General features: G+C 56.3%; 23 protein-coding genes. 12 read left to right on the top strand and 11 right to left on the bottom strand.

Annotation, left to right across the window (positions count from 1 at the left end; all coding sequences use genetic code 11):
- The first annotated feature begins 66 nt into the window (after positions 1-66).
- Together metF and ACR0NM_RS12125 are read left to right on the top strand one after the other, a co-directional pair.
- The gene (metF, locus tag ACR0NM_RS12120; protein WP_480614930.1) at positions 67-933 is read left to right on the top strand and encodes a methylenetetrahydrofolate reductase [NAD(P)H]; all 867 of its coding nucleotides are present in this window, start codon (positions 67-69) and stop codon (positions 931-933) included.
- Between the two features lie 203 nt (positions 934-1,136).
- Positions 1,137-1,799, top strand: a complete 663-nt coding sequence (locus ACR0NM_RS12125; RefSeq protein ID WP_170625218.1) for a J domain-containing protein — start codon at positions 1,137-1,139, stop codon at positions 1,797-1,799.
- Between the two features lie 61 nt (positions 1,800-1,860).
- Here the strand turns inward: ACR0NM_RS12125 and ACR0NM_RS12130 are convergent, their stop codons facing one another.
- Positions 1,861-2,379, bottom strand: a complete 519-nt coding sequence (locus tag ACR0NM_RS12130; protein WP_170392303.1) for a YHS domain-containing (seleno)protein — start codon at positions 2,377-2,379, stop codon at positions 1,861-1,863.
- A 243-nt stretch (positions 2,380-2,622) separates the two neighbouring features.
- Here ACR0NM_RS12130 and yghU point away from each other — a divergent pair, with 243 nt between their 5' ends.
- On the top strand, positions 2,623-3,498 hold the full coding sequence (gene yghU, locus ACR0NM_RS12135) for a glutathione-dependent disulfide-bond oxidoreductase (RefSeq protein ID WP_480614932.1): 876 nt from the start codon (positions 2,623-2,625) through the stop codon (positions 3,496-3,498).
- Positions 3,499-3,507: 9 nt separating this feature from the next.
- Here the strand turns inward: yghU and ACR0NM_RS12140 are convergent, their stop codons facing one another.
- Both ACR0NM_RS12140 and ACR0NM_RS12145 read right to left on the bottom strand, forming a co-directional pair.
- Positions 3,508-4,296 carry an SseB family protein gene (locus ACR0NM_RS12140; protein ID WP_480614934.1) on the bottom strand — a complete coding sequence of 263 codons (789 nt, stop codon included), beginning with the start codon at positions 4,294-4,296 and terminating at the stop codon, positions 3,508-3,510.
- Complete coding sequence (locus ACR0NM_RS12145) at positions 4,289-4,876, bottom strand: uracil-DNA glycosylase family protein (RefSeq protein ID WP_170636042.1); 588 nt, start codon at positions 4,874-4,876, stop codon at positions 4,289-4,291. Before ACR0NM_RS12145 ends, ACR0NM_RS12140 begins: the two co-directional genes overlap by 8 nt.
- A 208-nt stretch (positions 4,877-5,084) precedes the next feature.
- Between ACR0NM_RS12145 and ACR0NM_RS12150 the strand changes: the two genes are divergently transcribed.
- Genes ACR0NM_RS12150 through ACR0NM_RS12165 form a run of 4 tightly spaced genes read left to right on the top strand, consistent with a single transcriptional unit; the run spans position 5,085 to position 9,659 of the window.
- Entirely contained in the window at positions 5,085-5,744 is a 660-nt protein-coding gene (locus tag ACR0NM_RS12150) for an ABC transporter ATP-binding protein (RefSeq protein WP_170392311.1), read from the top strand.
- Positions 5,722-7,308, top strand: a complete 1,587-nt coding sequence (locus ACR0NM_RS12155) for a capsule biosynthesis protein (protein WP_170392313.1) — start codon at positions 5,722-5,724, stop codon at positions 7,306-7,308. Before ACR0NM_RS12150 ends, ACR0NM_RS12155 begins: the two co-directional genes overlap by 23 nt.
- A 5-nt stretch (positions 7,309-7,313) precedes the next feature.
- The gene (kdsA, locus tag ACR0NM_RS12160; RefSeq protein WP_480614936.1) at positions 7,314-8,147 is read left to right on the top strand and encodes a 3-deoxy-8-phosphooctulonate synthase; all 834 of its coding nucleotides are present in this window, start codon (positions 7,314-7,316) and stop codon (positions 8,145-8,147) included.
- Positions 8,148-8,162: 15 nt separating this feature from the next.
- Positions 8,163-9,659 (top strand): phosphomannomutase/phosphoglucomutase, encoded by a 1,497-nt coding sequence (locus ACR0NM_RS12165; RefSeq protein ID WP_480614938.1) that lies wholly within the window; start codon positions 8,163-8,165, stop codon positions 9,657-9,659.
- 51 nt (positions 9,660-9,710) lie between these two features.
- Here ACR0NM_RS12165 and ACR0NM_RS12170 read toward each other — a convergent pair whose 3' ends face one another.
- On the bottom strand, positions 9,711-11,639 hold the full coding sequence (locus tag ACR0NM_RS12170) for an AsmA family protein (protein WP_480614940.1): 1,929 nt from the start codon (positions 11,637-11,639) through the stop codon (positions 9,711-9,713).
- A gap of 93 nt (positions 11,640-11,732) precedes the next feature.
- Between ACR0NM_RS12170 and rimO the strand changes: the two genes are divergently transcribed.
- Positions 11,733-13,130 (top strand): 30S ribosomal protein S12 methylthiotransferase RimO, encoded by a 1,398-nt coding sequence (gene rimO, locus ACR0NM_RS12175; RefSeq protein WP_480614942.1) that lies wholly within the window; start codon positions 11,733-11,735, stop codon positions 13,128-13,130.
- Between the two features lie 16 nt (positions 13,131-13,146).
- Here rimO and ACR0NM_RS12180 read toward each other — a convergent pair whose 3' ends face one another.
- Positions 13,147-13,503 carry a diacylglycerol kinase gene (locus ACR0NM_RS12180; protein ID WP_480614944.1) on the bottom strand — a complete coding sequence of 119 codons (357 nt, stop codon included), beginning with the start codon at positions 13,501-13,503 and terminating at the stop codon, positions 13,147-13,149.
- Between the two features lie 135 nt (positions 13,504-13,638).
- Entirely contained in the window at positions 13,639-13,827 is a 189-nt protein-coding gene (locus tag ACR0NM_RS12185) for a hypothetical protein (RefSeq protein WP_255611743.1), read from the bottom strand.
- 215 nt (positions 13,828-14,042) lie between these two features.
- Between ACR0NM_RS12185 and ACR0NM_RS12190 the strand changes: the two genes are divergently transcribed.
- Positions 14,043-14,285: a CDGSH iron-sulfur domain-containing protein gene (locus ACR0NM_RS12190; RefSeq protein WP_480614946.1), complete on the top strand. Its 243-nt coding sequence runs from the start codon at positions 14,043-14,045 to the stop codon at positions 14,283-14,285.
- Positions 14,286-14,288: 3 nt separating this feature from the next.
- On the opposite strand, the gene ACR0NM_RS12195 is transcribed toward ACR0NM_RS12190, so the two are convergent.
- The 5 genes from ACR0NM_RS12195 to ACR0NM_RS12215 all read right to left on the bottom strand — a co-directional run bounded on the left by ACR0NM_RS12195 (position 14,289) and on the right by ACR0NM_RS12215 (position 16,221).
- Positions 14,289-14,546, bottom strand: coding sequence for a DUF6455 family protein (locus ACR0NM_RS12195; protein ID WP_170512454.1), 258 nt, complete (start codon positions 14,544-14,546; stop codon positions 14,289-14,291).
- Between the two features lie 4 nt (positions 14,547-14,550).
- Positions 14,551-14,814, bottom strand: a complete 264-nt coding sequence (locus tag ACR0NM_RS12200) for a DUF6455 family protein (RefSeq protein WP_370644304.1) — start codon at positions 14,812-14,814, stop codon at positions 14,551-14,553.
- A 17-nt stretch (positions 14,815-14,831) separates the two neighbouring features.
- A complete protein-coding gene (locus ACR0NM_RS12205) occupies positions 14,832-15,083 on the bottom strand; it encodes a DUF6455 family protein (protein ID WP_170420623.1) in 252 nt (83 codons plus the stop codon).
- A 68-nt stretch (positions 15,084-15,151) separates the two neighbouring features.
- Positions 15,152-15,520 (bottom strand): YigZ family protein, encoded by a 369-nt coding sequence (locus ACR0NM_RS12210; RefSeq protein WP_170512496.1) that lies wholly within the window; start codon positions 15,518-15,520, stop codon positions 15,152-15,154.
- Positions 15,520-16,221, bottom strand: coding sequence for a M48 family metallopeptidase (locus ACR0NM_RS12215; RefSeq protein WP_170392335.1), 702 nt, complete (start codon positions 16,219-16,221; stop codon positions 15,520-15,522). The genes ACR0NM_RS12210 and ACR0NM_RS12215 overlap by 1 nt, the downstream gene beginning before the upstream one ends.
- Positions 16,222-16,342: 121 nt before the next feature.
- Between ACR0NM_RS12215 and ACR0NM_RS12220 the strand changes: the two genes are divergently transcribed.
- The 3 genes from ACR0NM_RS12220 (at position 16,343) to ACR0NM_RS12230 (ending at position 18,001) form a co-directional block, all read left to right on the top strand.
- Positions 16,343-16,591: a hypothetical protein gene (locus tag ACR0NM_RS12220; RefSeq protein ID WP_170392337.1), complete on the top strand. Its 249-nt coding sequence runs from the start codon at positions 16,343-16,345 to the stop codon at positions 16,589-16,591.
- A 136-nt stretch (positions 16,592-16,727) separates the two neighbouring features.
- On the top strand, positions 16,728-17,306 hold the full coding sequence (locus ACR0NM_RS12225) for a nitroreductase family protein (protein WP_480614948.1): 579 nt from the start codon (positions 16,728-16,730) through the stop codon (positions 17,304-17,306).
- Positions 17,303-18,001 carry an EI24 domain-containing protein gene (locus tag ACR0NM_RS12230; protein WP_170512503.1) on the top strand — a complete coding sequence of 233 codons (699 nt, stop codon included), beginning with the start codon at positions 17,303-17,305 and terminating at the stop codon, positions 17,999-18,001. Before ACR0NM_RS12225 ends, ACR0NM_RS12230 begins: the two co-directional genes overlap by 4 nt.
- Position 18,002: the final 1 nt, after the last annotated feature.

Consider the following 18,002-nt stretch of genomic DNA (forward strand, 5'->3'; position numbering starts at 1 on the left):
CAATATGAGTTTGTCTCACAATGCATCTGATGGCACAAGGGCATAAATGACAGCTACGAGGCCACCATGACCAAGCCTGAGATTTCATTCGAGTTCTTCCCGCCGCAGACTCTGGAGGCCTCGTTTCGCCTTTGGGATACGGTTCAGACCTTGGCGCCGCTGAACCCACGGTTTGTATCGGTGACCTATGGTGCTGGTGGTACAACACGTGAGTTGACGCGTGATGCAGTTGCAACCTTGCACAAATCCTCGGGGCTGCCTGTTGCTGCGCATCTGACCTGTGTCGATGCCTCGCGTCAGGAGACGCTTGAGATCGCAGACACTTTCGCGCGCGCAGGTGTTCAGGATATCGTTGCCCTGCGTGGCGACCCCCCTAAAGGTCAAGACCGGTTCGCCCCCCACCCTGATGGTTTCGCCAACTCGGTAGAACTGATTTCTGCACTGGCCGAGACCGAGATGTTCAGCATCCGTGTCGGCGCTTATCCGGATAAACATCCAGAAGCAAGCAATGCCCGCGCTGATGTGGATTGGCTAAAGGCCAAGCTGGATGCGGGCGCGGACGAGGCGTTGACCCAATTCTTCTTCGAGGCTGAAACCTTCTTCCGGTTTCGCGATGCCTGCGAAAAAGCGGGGATCGACAAGCCTATCGTACCGGGCATTCTTCCCATCGAGAACTGGAAGGGTGCGCGTAACTTTGCAAAACGCTGTGGCGCCCACATTCCCGACTGGATCGAGAACACATTTGACAAAGCAATCCGGGACGATCGCGAAGATCTTCTGGCGACGGCGCTATGCACCGAACTCTGCTCGGACCTGATAGAAGGCGGCGTGGACAAACTGCATTTCTATACGCTCAACCGACCTGAGCTTACTCGGGATGTCTGTTTTGCCCTGGGCATTACACCCCAGACCGAATTGCAGAACGTCGCCTGATCCTACAGTTTTTGCGTTTGCCCTGTATCGCCGGGCGTGGCGGTCGTCTGATATGCTCATTTGCGACAACCGCTGCGCAGGCGACAATCTCGATATGCACCCGTCAACTGTTGCCCTACCTCAGTCTAATTCCTGAAAAAATTTGACAAAAATGTGATCAATGGCAATCTGACCCCGTTGTAGTTTTAATGAGTGTTTTGAGTATGAAGCCAGTGAGCAAGGTACAGGCTCGGGCCGAAGCGTTGCAGGTTCTTGGTCTGCCCCCAAATGCAAACGCAAACGAGATTCGTGAAGCCTGGCGCAAAATCGCGTTCCACGATCATCCTGATCATACCGACGGTGATTATTCCGGTTTTTCGGATGCTAAATCAGCCTATGATTTTTTGCGTAAAGAAGGGATGACACGCAAAAACGGTGTAGATTCTTCTACACCGCGTCGTCCTCGTCTGAAGAAACGCGTAATCGAACTGGCCGCAGATGAAATCAAAGCTTGTCACGATCTGTTAAAACCCGAACGCGCGCTGAAGGATTTATCGGAACTAGGTGAACCGGACGCCGCCAAAAGCGCCCGCGAATCTTCGGACCATGTTCCTGATGCAATCGGATGCTTCGGGCGCGATCTTACCTACTTCGTCGCATCGTCAGTCTGCGAAGGGTCTAACCGCGTTGCATTGCCAACCTCGGTCCTTTCCGGCTACCGCAAGTCAGAAACAGAGATTCTGACCTTTCGGTCCAAGGGCTCGGGCTCCGGTGAGATTGTCATTCCTGACCCGATACGCGAGAGGAAATTTCCCGGTGCCAAGAGTGTAACAATACGGTTCGAAGCGGATCAACACATGCGGGATATGTTCGAGTTGGCGGGGTGAGAGAACCCGCCAGCGAAAAAAGCCCGGCCTTAGTGGCCGGGCTTTCTTTCATTAATCGGAATCAGTTGGAAATTGGGCCTTCTGATGTGAATTTCGGGATCACGCTGGTCGAAGCGGCATCCCCTTCGATTCCGGGCCAGTTGCCTTCCGCCAGGTCGATGTTGGCCGGAACATCCTCTTCCCAGAAACCAACAACAACATCAGTGATGTTCAGATAGAGCTTGTCATCGACAATACGCCACAGATTTGGGTTGCCCGGAACCTTGCCGCCTTTCGACACGCCGTATGCACAATGGCCATCATATTGCGGAGCGTAAAAGGCCGGGTTCTCCAAAAACTTGTCACGGTTTTCTTCGGTCGCAAACGCCCAGGTTACACCATTATAGTCTGCGGTGATGTCGGCCCGACCGCGAACGGCCTCGGGTTGCGACTGGCCTACAGGAACCTGATCCAGGCTGCGGTAAGCAACAACGTCGTATCCCGATACTGCAAATCCGGTGCCATCAACATATTGTTCTCCGGCGAACGCGGGCACGGCAAAAGCCATCGTCGCGGCAAGGGTCAGCGCAAAGCGTTTCATGTGATTGGTCCTCATGTCCTTACGGTTTCTGGTCACCCGAACTGCGGGTCTGGTCAAACAATAGGTAATTTTGGCCCGGCGCGAAGACCCCCTCGCGCCGCTGTGAAAACCAGAGGGGTTTTGTGAGGTGAACGAGGTGCAATGTTACAAATATCTCGCCACATCCGGGGTTGGACTTTGAGTTTTGCAATATTAGCTGTGAAGGCGGCGGCGTTTTGGCCAAATGATGCAGAAAGGCAAAAGATGAGCGAACAATCCACTTACACACCCCCAAAGGTCTGGACTTGGGACAGCGAAAGCGGGGGACGCTTTGCCAATATAAACCGGCCCATAGCTGGTGCGACCCACGATAAGGATCTTCCGGTCGGGAAGCACCCGCTTCAACTGTATTCGCTCGCCACCCCGAACGGCGTCAAGGTTACGGTCATGCTGGAGGAGCTTTTGGCATTGGGCCATTCCGGGGCCGAATACAATGCGTGGCTGATCAACATCGGTGAAGGTGATCAGTTCAGCTCGGGCTTTGTCGGGGCCAATCCTAACTCGAAGATACCGGCGCTGTGGGATCATTCAGGTGAAACACCTGTGCGCGTTTTCGAGAGCGCCTCCATCTTGCTGCATCTCGCTGAGAAATTCGGTGAGTTTCTGCCCGCCAGCGGTGCCGAGCGGACAGAAGTGATGAACTGGTTGTTCTGGCAAATGGGCAGCGCGCCATATCTGGGCGGTGGCTTTGGCCACTTCTACGCTTATGCGCCTGAGAAATGGCAATATCCGATCGACCGTTTCGCGATGGAGGCCAAACGCCAGTTGCATGTGCTGGAACTGGAACTTGCCGATAAGCCTTATATTGCAGGTCAGGACTATACGATCGCCGACATGGCGATCTGGCCGTGGTACGGACAGCTTGTTCTGGGCCGTCTATACGATGCGGCAGAATTCCTGGATGTCGAAAGCTATGAAAACGTGATGCGGTGGGCCAATGCCATCGATGCTCGCCCCGCCGTTCAGCGCGGCCGGATGGTCAATCGTGCGTTCGGAGAGCCGCATACGCAGTTGCACGAACGTCATGACGCCAGCGATTTTGAGACCCGCACGCAGGATAAACTGGAAGCGGCGGATTAACGTCCTGCGCTACTTCAATATTGGGGGCCGCTCGGGAACACTGCCCGGCGCGGCCCTTTCCATTTGGGGCGCTTGAGGCTGGGGCAAATCGAACCGCAGCCCAACCTTTGCCAGGGCAGAAGTAGCCGGATCCTGCACTTCAAAAAAGCCAACATCCAGCGCTCCGGCCTCGATCCCCGAAAAGGTCAATGCCTCGGATACGGCGCGTGCAAGCGCTGGCTGCGCGCCTTCGACCGCCGAAACAAAACCCAACAAATGACCCTGCCCCCCATCCTCGGTCCTTGTTCCAACCAGAAACGCCGCCGCAGCCAGACCTGCAGCCGTCGCCAGCTTTGCATCAAGCGCGGTTAACAGAACATCTGGCAAACCGGAGGGCGGATGGAATTCGGCAAGTCGCTGCTGCACCTCCTTAGGACCATGCTGCAGCGTGTCAGACAACCAACCGAGCGCTTCCGCGGGGATCAACATCGACGACGGTGCAACATCAAGGTTCAGACCCAGCCCGACCCCCTGCCCCGACAACATCCCTGAAAGAACACGACCCGACAGAGCGACATAGGGGACCGGCCGACCCGCAAATGCCGCCATTCGTTCCTCAAGATCAAACACCAGAACAAAACGACCATCCGCCACATCGAACAGCTCGGGCGAAATGCTTTCATCCTTCGCTTCTTCGGTAAGCATCAGGAACAGCTCGCTATCGGCCAGTCTTTCAAAAAAGCGTAGTCGAGCGTTGTCGTCTTCCGGGGCCGCCTGCATGGCGTTATGTGCAGCATCCAAAGCTGTGGCTTCAGTCATTCAGAACCTCATTCACCCGTTTCTGTAGCACCGGCAAAAGCTCGGCCTCGAACCAGGGGTTTTTCTTCAGCCAAGCCGTATTGCGCCAGGACGGGTGAGGCAAGGCAAACACGCGCGGTGCATGGTCTCGCCAAAGACTAACAGTCTCGGTAACCGGTGTTTTTACGCCAAGATGGTATTTATGGGCATGACCCCCGACGAGGATCGTCAACGGTACTTCTCCCAACGCAGCCATCACCTTGTCATGCCAGGTGCGCCCGCATATCGGCGGCGGAGGCAGGTCGGCCTTGCGCTCATTGTATCCGGGGAAGCAAAACGCCATCGGCACGATGGATACGCGCGAACGGTCATAAAATGCGTTCTCATCCAGTCCCAGCCAATCCCGCAGCCGGTCACCCGAAGGGTCGGTGAAAGGCTTCCCTGAAGCATGGACGCGCGCGCCCGGTGCCTGACCTGCGATCAAAATGCGCGCACCGGGGCGAAACCAGACCACCGGGCGCGGCTGGTGCGCAGTCGTGGTCTGCGCGAACCTATCCGCGCACAAACGGCAGGCTTGGATGTCCTCTATCAGCGAATTCATCGGATCAACAGGCTTTTGCAATGTTCATCGATGAAGATAGGCATCATCTACCCTCGAGCCAATGAAACCGTCCTTGCAACACATCAATGTCATGAACGCGGATGCGCATTGATCATTTGTTTCATATTTCGACATAATGTGGCCAACATGGATCGGTAGCACACCGATCCTCAAACCGTCAAAACCCCGAGCGATCTGCAGGCCGCACATGCTGGAATTCGAAAATGTCAGCAAGTCTTTCTGGACCGGAACCCGCCGAAAGGTGATTCTGGATCGGGTCTCGTTCCGGGTCGAGCTTGGAACATCTCTTGGCGTGCTGGCCCCGAACGGAACCGGCAAGACTACGTTGATCAACATGATGGCAGGGCTGGAAAAGCCCGACGAAGGCGTGATTCGGCGCGACTGCCGCGTATCCTTCCCCATGGGCTTTGCAGGAGGTGTGGCCAAGCGCCTGTCCGCGCTGGAGAACGCACGCTATATCGCGAAGATCTACGGCATGGATCCCGACTATGTCGAAGCCTACTGCAAATGGCTGTGCAACTTGGGTGAGTATTTCGACCAGCCGCTCGGAACCTATTCGTCCGGAATGCGGGCCCGGTTTACATTTGCACTGATGCTGGCCCTGGATTTCGATATGTATCTGATCGATGAGGGGATGCCCTCGACAACCGATGTCGAGTTCAACAAGAAGGCGGGCGACATTCTGAAAGAGAAGCTGCGCACGACAACCTTGGTGATCGTATCGCACAACCCTTCGCTTCTTGAAAAATTCGCGCGGCAGGCTGCGGTATTGGTAGACGGCCAGCTTTACATGTTTGAAACCTTGGAAGAGGCAAAGCAGCTCTATGACTACCAAACCCAAGGCTAGGAAATACAACCCCGACCGCACGGCACGCGGTTCTGGCACTGCCGAGGCACGCTCGGACGCCATTTCGCGCATCCGAAAGGCGACCCAAGGCACAGACTCGGCTGACGACACTCAGCAACCGGGCAACGAGTTGGACGCGATCAAACGCGAAGGTCTGACAGGGCGGCAATTGCGCGTCGCGCGGCGTTTGGCGCACAAGAACGGGCTGGCGGCGACGTCTGACTACGATGCGGTCCGACTGTTACGAAAGAAAGGAATTGATCCGTTTCAGCGCACAAACCTGCTTGATCTGGCAGCTCCTGACCAAGGTAAGCCAACTGGTGATGACGCCGCGCAAGACAATATAAAGATTCACCTGCCGCAAACGACCAGGGACTCGCAGAAGAACCTGCCAGGACCCGAACTCAGCCCAGCCGAACGTCGTGAATATGAAATCGGGCAGATCCAGAAAGACATCGCCCGCCGCCGACGCCGCAAGCTTGCCGGGTTATTCGCACGATTGACGGTGTTCGTATTCATTCCAACATTCATCGTGGGCTACTATTTCTATCGCGTGGCGACACCGATGTATGCCAGCGACTCGGTGTTTTCGATCCTGCAAGCGGATGGCGGCGGTGCCTCATTCGGTGGATTTCTGGCGGGCACGCAGTTTGCGACGGCGCAGGATTCCGTGTCCACTCAGGAATTTCTGGAATCCAAGGATGCATTGGAACGGCTTGAACGTGATGTCGGATTTACTGAGTTTTTTCGGCAGGATTGGATAGACCCGATCCAACGATTGCCGGCTGATGCGACGCTTGAAGAAACCTACAAGCTTTATAAACGTATGATCACAATCGGATATGATCCTAGTGACGGCGTCATCCGAATGGAGGTCGCAGCGCCGAGCCCCGAGATAGCGGTCGATTTGTCCAGGCGGCTTATCTCTTACGCGGAAGAGACCATCAATGGTCTGACTGAATTGAAACGCGAAGACCAGATGCGCGATGCCTTGGCGAGTTTTGAGGCTGCGCAAGAGGCACGCAGACAGGCTCAGGAAGACCTGATCGAACTGCAGCTACAAGGTGCGATACTGGACCCGCAAAGTGTGATCGCCAGCCTGCGAGGAAGGATCGATCAGTTCGAATTCGAGCTGCAGGACAAAGAACTACAATTGGCCGCGCTTCTCGATAATACGCGCCCCAACCAGGCCAAGGTGGATGGTACACGGGCGGATATCGCGCGGCTGCAAGCGGTCCTTGATGAGTTGAATGCCGAGATGCTGGATGTGTCGGCGGGCGAAAATTCGCTGGCGCGTTTGAGCGTGCGAATCCAGATGGCTCAGGCCGATCTGGCGGCGCGTGACATGATGCTGCAAACGGCAATGCAGCAAATGGAAGCTACGCGGACCGAGGCCAATCGAAAAGTGCGGTATCTGACCGTCTCGGTGAACCCGGTCGCCAGCCAGGAGCCCAGCTATCCGCGCAAGTTCGAAAATACGATTTTGGCATTCCTGTTATTTGCTGGTATCTACCTGATGATCTCGCTTACCGCGTCGGTCCTTCGTGAACAGGTATCCTCGTAAGACTCATGAAACATGTAAAAATAGCCGACCTGACGGTTGGCAACGACCTTCCGCTGACCATCATTGCCGGCCCTTGCCAGCTTGAAACCGCCGATCACGCCCAAATGATCGCCGGCACCATGAAAGAGGCATGCGACGCCGCAGGTGCGCAATATGTGTTCAAGGCCTCGTATGACAAAGCTAACCGGACCTCGCTGTCCGGCAAGCGCGGCATGGGCATTGATTCCGGGCTGCAGGTGCTGGAAGATATCCGCAAGACCATGGGCATACCGGTACTGACCGATGTCCATACCGAAGCGCAATGCGCGATTGCGGCTGGGGCCGTCGATATTCTGCAAATCCCTGCGTTTCTGTGTCGTCAGACGGACATGCTGCTGGCGGCGGGCAATACCGGCAAAGCGGTCAACGTAAAAAAAGGGCAGTTTCTTGCCCCGTGGGAAATGCCGAATATCGTCACAAAGATCGAAAGCACTGGCAATCAGAACATCCTGCTGACCGAGCGTGGAACTTCGTTTGGCTACAATACGCTGGTCGCGGACATGCGATCGCTGCCGCAGATGGTGCAAACCGGATATCCGGTCGTCATGGACGCGACCCACTCGGTGCAACAGCCCGGCGGCCAAGGTGGTTCCTCGGGTGGACAGCGTGAGTTTGCGCCGGTGATGGCGCGCGCCGCTGTATCTCTGGGCGTCGGAGCCGTATTCATAGAAACCCATCAGGATCCCGACACCGCCCCCTCAGATGGGCCGAACATGATCCCTCTGGATCAAATGGGCCATCTGGTTGACACATTGATGCGATTTGATGCGCTGGCCAAAGAAAACCCAATTCAGATTTAACGATTGAGATTTGTGATGACCAAGCCTTTGCCTGAGGTGACCCCAAACACCTGGAGCTTTCTGCGCGATCCGATGATCAAGCCCACGGGCTTTCGCGAATATGACGCGCGGTGGAAATACCCCGATGAGATCAATCTGCCAGGCATGACGGCCCTGGGTTTGGGTCTGGGCACACAGATGCACAAACGCGGGATCGAACCCGTGATTGCAGTGGGAAATGACTATCGCGATTATTCCCTGTCGATCAAAAACGCTCTGATCGTTGGACTTATGCAGGCGGGTATTCAGGTGAAAGATATCGGCCCAGCGCTCAGCCCGATGGCGTATTTCGCGCAATTCCATCTGGACGTACCGGCGGTTGCGATGGTCACGGCAAGCCATAACCCGAACGGTTGGACCGGCGTCAAAATGGGCTTTGACCGCCCATTGACCCACGGCCCTGACGAAATGTCGGAACTGCGCGACATCGTCCTGAACGGGGAAGGTGTTGCACGCCCGGGCGGGTCATATGAATTCGTCGATGGCGTGAAGGAAGCCTATATCGATGATCTGGTCGGTGACTTCAAAATGTCGCGTCCGCTGAAAGTGGTTTGTGCCACCGGCAACGGCACCGCCGCCGCCTTCGCGCCCGAGATTTTCGAAAGGATCGGGGTTGAGGTTGTGCCCAGCCATACACGGCTGGATTACACCTTCCCCAATTACAATCCGAACCCGGAAGCCATGGAAATGCTGCATGACATGGCCGACACAGTCAAATCCAGCGGCGCGGACCTGGCGCTAGGGTTTGATGGGGATGGCGATCGTTGCGGTGTTGTGGATGACGAAGGCGAAGAGATATTTGCCGATAAGGTCGGCGTCATCATGGCCCGTGATCTGGCCAAGCTGCATCCAGGTTCGACCTTTGTAGCCGATGTGAAATCCACTGGGCTGTTCGCCAGCGATCCCGAGTTGCAAGCGCTTGGGGTCAAAGCCGACTACTGGAAAACCGGCCATAGCCATATGAAGCGCCGCGTCAAGGAAATCGGTGCGCTGGCTGGGTTTGAGAAATCGGGACACTATTTCTTGGCCGAACCGGTCGGGCGCGGATACGACTGCGGAATGCGCGTGGCGGTGGAAATCTGCAAACTGATGGACCGTAACCCGGATCAAAGCATGTCGGACCTGCGCAAGGCGCTGCCCAAGACGTGGTCAACACCCACCATGTCTCCTTACGCAGCGGATACTGAGAAATACGAAATCCTGCAGCGCTTGGTCGAAAGACTGGTCGCCAAAGCCGATGCGGGCGAACGCTTTGCGGGGCGGGCTATCAAAGAGGTCGTGACCGTCAATGGAGCCCGGGTCATTCTGGACAATGGCAGTTGGGGACTCGTCCGCGCTTCATCCAATACACCCAATCTGGTCGTCGTCTGCGAAAGCAGCGAAAGCGAGGATGAAATGCGCGCGATCTTCGCAGATATCGACGCCGTCATTCGAACTGAACCCGGCGTGGGCGAATACGATCAGACAATCTAAATGACACTATGAAGGGCACCCATTTCGGCGCCCTTTGTTATCGCGCTTAGATCAATCCCCGCCAAACAGCTTGAGCAGGCCTTTCTTGGCCTCATCCTCAAGCTTGTTCTTCAGCGCGTCTTCGATGTGATCGGAATCCGTCACCGTGGTATCCAGTTCTTTACCAACCTTTTCTAAAACCTTCTTCTTTGCGTCGTCTTCCAGTTCTTTAACTTTGCCTTCGGCTGCCGCCTCAATGACTTTGGTAAGGTCCGGCTTGATCGACGGGTCGCTCCACGGACCTTTAATTCGGACGGGTACCGATATCCCCTGCCCTGAGTTGGCGCGCAGGGCGACCGGTGTGAACAGATAATCGATATCGCGAGCTCCTAAGCCGATGCGGCCCGTACCGTCCGCCCGGAAATTATCCAGCTGCATCAACAGGTCCTTGTTGGTCAAGTCGCCATTCTTCATCGTAAAGCTGGCCGTAAGGCTGTTGAATACGGTCGTACCACCCGATCCCTTTCCCCGCCCCATAAGGCGGTCAAGATCCAGCCCCGAGATAACGCCCCGCCCGACCTCGATATCTCCTTTGCCGCTGAGCGATCGCATGATCTGATCTTCGCTCTGTCCGACGCCCAGAAATTCAAGATTGCCTGAACCGGTGCCCGAAAGCCGTTTGATATCCCCCAGCGTTTCGAGCGCTTCGTTGATATCGATATTGGCAGCTTTCAGACTTCCACCAACCGACAGACCGTTGCGATTATTGGCGACCACCTGGCCGTTCAATTGCCCCGAGAACAGCGAGGCCGGGTGCATCTGCAATACCGCCCGCGACCGATCAAGGCTGAGTGTCAGATCACTTTTCCCAAAGGTCATACCCGGAACCGCAATCGAGGTGGCTTGCAAGCGGATCTTGCCATTTGCCAGCGCCAGAAACGACGCATCAATTGGGGCTTTTGACCACCCTTCCGTATCTGAGGTGCCGTCAGAAGTGTTGCCTCCGCTTACCTTCGATAAGTCGAGATCGCCTGCGTTCAGACGCGCAGTCATCTGGGGCGGATTTGAAATCTGGATATCAGCTTCGCCCTCAAGCCGGTTTTGATCCAGAACCGCGATCATGTTGCGCAATGAAATCCGCCCGTCCCGGGTATAGGTCATCTGCCCGGATACGCTCGCGACCTGTCCTAGTCCCTCCGGAACGGTGACTCCTCCCTGACCAAACGCGGCCAGCATCTTTTGAGTGTCCTTGGCCGTGACCGTCGTCTTGCCATCCATTTCGCCGGCCAGATTCACCCGGCCCGAGAACTGAATATCTCCGCCAGGCGCGGTTAGGCTCAGCTGCAACGGCGTTACAGCGCCGCTGGAAAATGCGGGCAAGTCGGGGATGGTAAGGTCCACTGCGACGCTGCCTCCGGGGACGGACATACTGGCTTGCATTTCCATTGGGGCCGTTACGTCAGGCCAGCGGGCCGAAAGATCGACATCGGCAAAATCCATACTAACCGCGCCATTCTCAAGATAGATTAGGCGCGCATTGGTCAGTTCCAACCGCTCGAGCGTGATGGGTCGGCTTTCAACGGCTTGCGCCGTAGCGCCCGTTTGCGAGGAGTTACCTGGCTGATGCAGCTCCCAGTTGCCGCGCCCATCGGCGCGTTCAAGGCGTAGAACCGGGCTATCGGCCAACACCCGTTTGATCCGGATATTCCCAGACAACAACGCCGAGGCATCGACCCCAACCGCGAGGCTTTGGGCGCTAAGCATCGGTTCCGGCCCGGCCCAAGGCGCATTGCCAAATGTCACAGGGCCGGTTTCCATCCCCAATACCGGCCAAAATGACAGTTTGACGTCACCGGTCAACTCGAGATCGCGGCCTGTTTGCGCCTTTACTTGTTCAGCAAGTATTGTCGCCAGTTTTTCGCCTGGCATCAGCAGCAAGGCACCAATGACCAGCCCGAAGGCTGCAACGATGAGAAATAGAAAACGAATGAGCCACTTCATGGGTCTGCCTTTCCGGCCTTTCTGCTCTGTTTCAAGTCAGCCCCGAGCGGGCGGGATTTGCAAGGGGAAGCTTTCCCCTCTATATGCCCGGCCATGAGCAAGAACCCACCGAACCTTCGCCCCGATCTAGCCCCAGAGGCCCGGATCGCCGAGACACCCCGCCGTGGCCAACCGACCCTTGGAATGGTGTCGCTGGGTTGTCCAAAAGCGCTGGTTGACAGCGAACGCATCCTGACCCGGTTGCGGGCCGAGGGGTACGGTATTTCGCCGGACTACACGGGTGCTGATGCCGTTATTGTGAATACCTGCGGGTTTCTGGACAGCGCCAAGGCCGAGTCGCTGGACGCAATTGGCGAGGCATTGGTTGAAAACGGCAAGGTCATTGTGACCGGCTGTTTGGGGGCTGAGCCTGACTATATCCGGGAACACCATCCGCGCATTCTGGCGGTTACAGGACCGCATCAGTACGAACAGGTGCTGGACGCAGTACATGCAGCCGTACCACCCGACCCAAACCCTTATGTCGATCTGCTGCCCGCTTCGGGCGTCAAACTTACCCCGCGCCACTATAGCTATCTCAAGATTTCCGAGGGCTGTAATCATAAGTGCAAGTTTTGCATCATCCCCGACATGCGCGGTAAACTCGCAAGCCGCCCGGCCCATGCAGTGCTGCGCGAGGCTGAGAAACTGGTCGACAGCGGCGTGCGCGAACTGCTTGTGATCTCACAGGATACCTCGGCCTATGGGCTGGATCGTAAGTATGACGTGAACCCATGGAAAGATCGGGAGGTGCGCAGCCATATCACCGATCTGGCGCGTGAACTGGGCCAGATTGATGCGTGGGTCAGGCTTCATTACGTCTATCCCTACCCCCATGTGCGCGATTTGATCCCGCTGATGGCAGATGCGGGTAGCAATGTGCTGCCGTATCTCGACATTCCATTCCAACATGCGCATCCCGATGTTCTGAAACGCATGGCCCGCCCTGCCGCAGGGGCAAAAACTCTGGACGAGATTGCCAACTGGCGCGCTATTTGTCCGGATATCACTTTGCGGTCCACGTTCATCGTCGGCTACCCCGGAGAAACCGAGTCAGAGTTCCAGACGCTTCTGGACTGGATGGACGAAGCGCAGTTGGATCGTGTCGGCTGTTTCCAGTACGAAAATGTCGATGGCGCCCGCTCGAACGACCTGCCGGATCATGTCCCGGCCGAGGTCAAGCAAGAGCGATGGGAGCGTTTCATGGAGAAAGCTCAGGCCATTTCTGAGGCCAAGCTGGCAGCAAAGGTTGGCCAAAAACTCGATGTCATCGTAGACGAGGTGGATGAAGAGGCCGCGACCTGCCGCACCAAGGCCGATGCTCCAGAAATCGATGGTAACTTGTTTATCGACGAAGGCTTCGAAGGCCTGAAACCCGGGGATATCGTCACGGTCGAGGTAGATGAAGCCGGAGAATACGACTTGTGGGGGCGTTTGCACCCCTCGGCGTAACGAAAGGCGTCTGTCCCTAGAGCAAGCCGATCAAAATCACGATCCACGCCACTCCGGCAGCGACTGCAGACAACGCCACCGCTGCACTTGCTGCATCCTTGGCTTGCCCCGCCAACGCGTGGTGCTCGGTCGAGGTGTGATCGACGGCACGCTCAATGGCCGTATTAAATAGCTCGGCCACCAAGACCAGAATGCCCAGAGCAAGGATCAGCGCCCGTTCTGCCGTAACTAGAGGGAGTGCAAACGCCAATAAAGCCGAAATCAGGTTGGCCCAAACCCACCCACGAAACGAATACTCTTGCCGCCAGGTTGCAGCCAGGCCCTGCCAGCTCCAGCGGGTACGATCCTTTAGGTGGTCAAAGAACTTGCGCATGGGGTTTCCGATCAGTCATCCTGCAAGAAGACGTCCGCGTCCCACAGCAGAAAGGCAAGAAAAAACCGCCTCGAAGGCGGTGTTCTTTTTAGAGGTGCGCAGGCGGCCCTGCGATCAGAACCGCCTGCTTAATACTTATTGGGTGACCGGGTTACATACGGTCTGGCCTGCTTCGGTTGTGGCCAGTTCATAGCCTGCCGAGCAACTGGGTGTACCAAACTTGTCATAGTCGGGCTGGATGTAAACCGGGGTCGGTTCCTCTTGCTGCGAGCACGCAGTCAATACAACGGCCGTGGCGCAGATAGCAGCAAATTTCAGTTTCATGTCCATCAATCCTCTATTACTTTTCTGATATTGCCCAGTTTTTCGGGGCCGGTATCAGAATAGGACCAAGAATTTCATATGGCAACCGAATCGATAACGCATTCGTGAATAAAGGCGAAACCACGCTGGAAGGCGGGTTTTCATTCGCAGTCTACCTTTTTTGACAAAGAGCCCTAAACTTTGACTTCGACATCAGCCAAAGACGGAGTAGCCACATGTCAGACGCCCCGATCATCGCCCAGAAATCGCCCTATCCGTTCGAAGTGACCGAAGGAAAAACCTATTTCTGGTGCGCCTGTGGCAAGTCCAAGCGGCAACCATTTTGCGACGGTTCGCACAAAGATACGTCTTTCGAACCCGTAAAATATACGGCTGAGGCCAGCAAAAAGGTGTTTTTTTGTGGCTGTAAGCACTGCGCCAATCCTCCGTTGTGCGACGGAACGCACAATAAGCTCTGAAAGTCAGGTCAAGTCGTTCAAAACCTGAGCATTGGCACAAAAATCAGGTGCTTTCTCAGCCATTCCTTGTTGTGCGGCAAGCCATATCTGACAACGTTCGTCGCATATTGCGCCCCGGCATCGGGTCACCATCTGAGCGTAGTCGGCAGGTGTCAGTTTCCCTTCGGCCATTGCTTCGGTCAGAGAAATCCCTAAGGATCGCGCGACCGAGCGTGTCAGCCAAAAGTGTTTTTCGATCTCGCCCAGTGATGTTCGGTCCATTTGATCACCTTTGTTTGCTGACCCTCAAGGTGGCGAACCTGTGCCGGTTTGGGCAGGTGCAGGGCGCGCTTTCCGCCGTTTCGTTCTCGTTCAACCAGTCTGGGCATGCCCGCGCCCATTCGCACCCGCGGCAGAGCTGAACCATATCTGCCCATTCCTGTTGGCTCAGGTGCCCGTCGCGATGTGCGGTGGCAAGGTCGGCTCCCGTCGCCTGTGCCATTCGCAATACAAGGCGAAGATGGGTCATGATCCGTCCAAGTCGTGGCACGGTACCCCCCTTTGGCGTTACGGCTTGAGCCTGTTCAGCAGCTCGTGATTGCGGCAGTATTCAGGTGTGTCGGGCGCTGTCAGGTTCTTGGCCAGAAAGGCCTTGCAATGGCCCGGATTCGGGCATTCCGTGCACCGCAATACCGCGTCCGAGATTTCGTCGAACTGTAAGGCCCCTTCGATGGCAACTTCTTGCAAATCTACGCCCAGCGTCGTGGCCATCCGATCTACAAGGTCGGCGTGACGTCGCAGCGTTTCACGATCAGACATGCGGTTTCCTTTTCCATTCACTCTATGGAAAGGGTAACGCATGCCCCGCACAGTGCCCTTGACTCAGGTCAATGCCCGGTTGCCAGCTGGTCCAGATAGGCCCGCGTGGCGTCCTGCACGCGGCGAAAGCGGTCCCCGCCCAGCTTCTTGCCACCGTACCAGCGTGTCACGATGATTACGTGATCCGTCAGCTCGGCCCGCTCCATCATCCGCAAAATGACCATTGCCGCGCCAGACTCTCCGTCATCAGCCTTGAGCGCACCGTTTGGCAAGATGGCCGCCCAAGTGTTGTGAGTTGCCTTCGAATATGCCTTGTCGGATTTCAGTTCCGCCAGTACAGCATCGACATCAGCACGACTGGTGACCCCCGCGCCCGTCACAGCATATTTCGACCCGCGATCACTGAGAACGACACCCAATCGGGTTAAGTTGACCATTATCGTAATCCCAGTTCCCGCGCCGTTTGCAACACAACTTCGACCCGCTGGGCATTGGGAGGGTGCGTGGCAAGGAAACGATCACCCGGATCAGGAATGCGTTGGAAGAAAGCCATCCCGACCAGCGGGTTATACCCCGCCGCGTAAGTGATCTGTGTCCCCAGACGATCCGCTTCCAATTCGAACTCACGCGTGTAGTTCTGCACCCCGACCTCAGCACCCAGCGCCTGTGCGCGCTCAATACCTGCATCGTCCGCGCCCTGATTGCGCGCGAGTTCACCGAATATCCGCGCGCTCTCTTTGGCGTTCTGGGCCTGCCGGGCGATGTGACCCAGAATATGGTGGGCGGCCTCATGGCTCATGACAAAGGCCATCTCGTCCGCGTTCTGCGTTGCATCGATCATCGGCTGTGTAAAAACGACTAGCGGCCGCCCATCCTTGTCCAAGGTCTGAAATGCATTCGCTGGGGCCTTTGACGAGAGATCAACCAAAATCACAAAATCACAATTGGCAGTCCTCGATTGGCGGCGGCATTCCCGGCTTGCGGTCGTTCCGACAGCCCGGCTGACCTGCTCGAATACGCGCGCCCTGTCCTTTTGTTCTGATGACGATGGCTGCCATTGATCGGCCGGGATCGCGATAACAGGCGACATATCGCAAGCCGCCAACAGCATCACCAGCAACAGGGCAAGACGGCGCATTCACATTCCTTTCGGTCACTCTGTCGGCAGACAAGCATAGCGCGGCATTTAAGGCCGGGCCACAGCCGATTACAGCTTGCAACGGGTTGCATTGCGATCTTATGCCCTGCACTCTGCACATATGTTTTCAATTGAACACGAATTCGACTCGACGGTGATTACGCTGGTGGACGAAGGCGCAAAGCCTTTGCAAGAGGATGTCGTCATCAACAACTTCGCTGAATGCGTCACACTTGAGCAGTTGGACCCGCGGACCGATCAGATTCAGAAGATTACCCTGTCACCAGAGCAGGTACGCGATCTGGCCGCTGCGCTGGATTTGCCCGAGGGCGTTTATCAGATACGTGAGTCCGAGAGCACCAAAGACTAGTGGTTCCTTTTGGATCTTGCGTCTGATCACAAGCAGCAATTCAGATTGAATTTGTCGCCTTTTGATGAGCAGTTTGCCCTTGAAAGAGAACAGTATGCCTCCGACATACAGACTGCCATGTGAAGGAAGTTAACATATGACCCTGAAGAACCAAGCTGCGCTGGATTTTCTGCACGCGCGCCGGTCTCGTCCGGCCAAAACGCTGGTAGCCCCGGCCCCGACCCGGGACGAGCTGAGGCCGCTGCTGACTGCTGCAGCGCGCAGCCCGGACCATGGAAAGCTGGAACCCTGGCGTTTTGTTGTTGTCGAGCATGGGGCCATGCAACGCCTTGCAGATCTTACAGAAACTTGTGGTCTCACCTTGGGAAAATCGCCCGAAGATATCGCCAAGGCGCGCAGCCAATTCGAAATGGGCCATCTGGCGGTTGCTGTTATTGAGGTGCAGAAACCTTCTGACAAGATACCGGCAATTGAACAGACCTATTCAGCGGGTGCGGTATGTCTGGCTCTGCTGAACGCAGCGCTGGCCGCAGGTTGGGGGGCCAATTGGTTGTCCGGCTGGCAATCTCATGATCGCGAGTTTTGCGAACAGGGGCTCGGCTTGGCCGAAAACGAGAAGATTGCAGGCTTTATCCATATCGCAACCGAAGGTACGACCCCGCCCGAACGACCGCGCCCCGATGTGGCGGCGCTAACCCAATGGGTTTCCGAATGATCATCATCCAGTCGTTTCTGCAGGCGCTGGGACAGATCGGTGACCCCAGGTTTCGCAAGGTGCTTCTGTTGGGTGTCGGCCTGACATTCGCGTTGTTGGTGGCTGCCTATGCCGGATTTTTGTGGCTGATCAACGCGCTGGTCGGCGATCAGGCCACCTTGCCAATACTGGGTGAGGTGACATGGCTGAACGACCTGCTAAGCGTGTCGTCATTCCTGCTGATGATGGTGCTGTCGGTGTTTCTGATGGTCCCCGTTGCGTCAGCCATCACCTCGATGTTTCTGGATGAGGTCGCACAGGCGGTTGAGGATAAGCATTACCCCGGTCTGCCGCCGGCTAAGCGCATCCCCTTTGGCGATGCGCTAAGGGATACTCTCAGTTTTCTGGGTGTACTGATCGTTGCCAACCTGTTGGCATTGATCCTCTATGCACTCTTCACGCCATTCGCGTTGTTTATCTTTTGGGGTATGAACGGGTTTCTTCTGGGGAGAGAATATTTCACCCTGGCTGCGATGCGCCGACTGGGGCGCGAGGGGGCGCGAAAGCTGCGCGCAAAGCACGCGACAACCATTTGGGTCGCCGGTATTCTTATGGCGGTCCCGCTCTCTGTGCCATTGGTCAACCTGTTGATCCCGATCCTAGGAGCGGCGACCTTCACGCACATTTATCACGGTCTGTCGGGTAGCCGAACCTGAG

The organism is Ruegeria sp. AF2 (genome assembly GCF_056542025.1).